This is a genomic window from Mesorhizobium sp. M4A.F.Ca.ET.022.05.2.1 (genome assembly GCF_003998845.1).
GTDB lineage: Bacteria > Pseudomonadota > Alphaproteobacteria > Rhizobiales > Rhizobiaceae > Mesorhizobium.
The window spans coordinates 1-1,378 of the sequence record NZ_RZOJ01000712.1 but is presented as its reverse complement, the minus strand read 5'-3'; the positions used below and the strand labels follow the sequence as shown (position 1 = coordinate 1,378).

Genomic DNA, 1,378 nt, shown 5'->3' with positions numbered 1-1,378 from the left:
TGCCCAGTCGGGCCGCGACAGATAGTGGCCGGACAGTACCTGTTCAACCATCTGCGCGTGGAGCGAGACGCCCGGCACGTTCTCACCGAGCGCCGTGACGCGAATATCCTGCAGCCCGGCGGAGGAGGTGCCGACAAACACGATGCTGCCCTCGATCGCGGCCCTTGTTTGGGGCGAGACGCCATTGGGTGCAAGCACGTCCTTCGCCGAAACATACCGTTCCGCCCTGTCGGGGCTGACATAGAGCCAGAGTTCGCCTGCCGAGGTCACCGGGATAACGAAGTCGCCGATCTTGACGGAGGTCATTATGCCCTGCCCTTCCGGCGCGCCGGCAATCAGATAGGTGGAGGCGCCCTGCGCTACCCTCATGGCTTCGAGAGCAAGACCCGGATAAAGCTGCTCGCCATCAGTCAGAAAGAGTGGAGCTGTCCTCACGACAGCGGTCGATTTGCCTGGATTGAGGCTGATATGTCCGATGCCGGCGGCATTGGCCTCAAGCTGCGGCCGCAGCGGTGTGGCTGCCCTGATATGGGGAGGAGCATCGACCGGGCTCTCGCCCGTAAAGGCAATGCCAGCCTTCACCTGCGGATGATAGTTCCCTTCGTTGGAGATGCCGTAACCCAGGACAACCGGCTTGCCGGCGATCGACCGGGCGAAGATCTCGTCGTTGTCGGGCAGGCGATCGAGCAGGGCAGGATCGATGCCTGGCACGTCGCGGACAACACTGCGAGGCGACAGACGATCGGGCTCGGCGAAAAGGATGTCGAATGCGATGACTGCCGCGCCAAGCTCCGTCAGTTTGTCGACCAGAGCCGCCATGCGATCCCTGGGCCATGGCCACTGCCCGAACTGCCGCAATGAAGCCTCGTCTATGTCGACCACGCGGACGGGCATCGCCTCGAAGCTGCGAGGTGCCAGCCGCTGATATTGGTCGAACGTCGCTTCGCGGGCGAGTCTCAACGGCTGCGGGTCGCTCGCCCGGACAATGGTAAGCGCCGCTACCAGCGACAAGCCCAGGATGACACCGGCCAACTGAGCGCGTGTCATGACTTCTGCACCAGTTGCCGTGCCGCGAATCCGTCCTGCATGGTCCCGCCCCGGGAAGTAGCTTCTCGAACCCCAAGCCTAGGCTGCATTGTTCCCGGCGAATACGCAATCGCCAACCTAGCAGGCAACGCCGATAAGGCCTAGCGCCGGCTCCTGAGATTGAACAGGTTAAGTGAGCATGCGCACGCGCAAGGCTTCGAGTTGACTGGTGTTCTTTGCACTAGGAAACGGCTCGAAAAGCCACCCTCTGCGACAGCCCCCCGCCCGCCCTGTTCTCTAGAGCGATCGTCCCGCCGTAGCGCTCGATGATCTCCTTGGCGATGGCCCGCCC

1 protein-coding gene is annotated in these 1,378 nt (G+C 63.0%); it reads right to left on the bottom strand.

All coding sequences use genetic code 11. The features are described 5' to 3' along the window. The coding region (locus EN745_RS34815; RefSeq protein ID WP_127423313.1) for a CHASE2 domain-containing protein at window positions 1–1,047 on the bottom strand (1,047 nt) is incomplete at its 3' end. Window positions 1,048–1,378 lie beyond the last annotated feature (331 nt).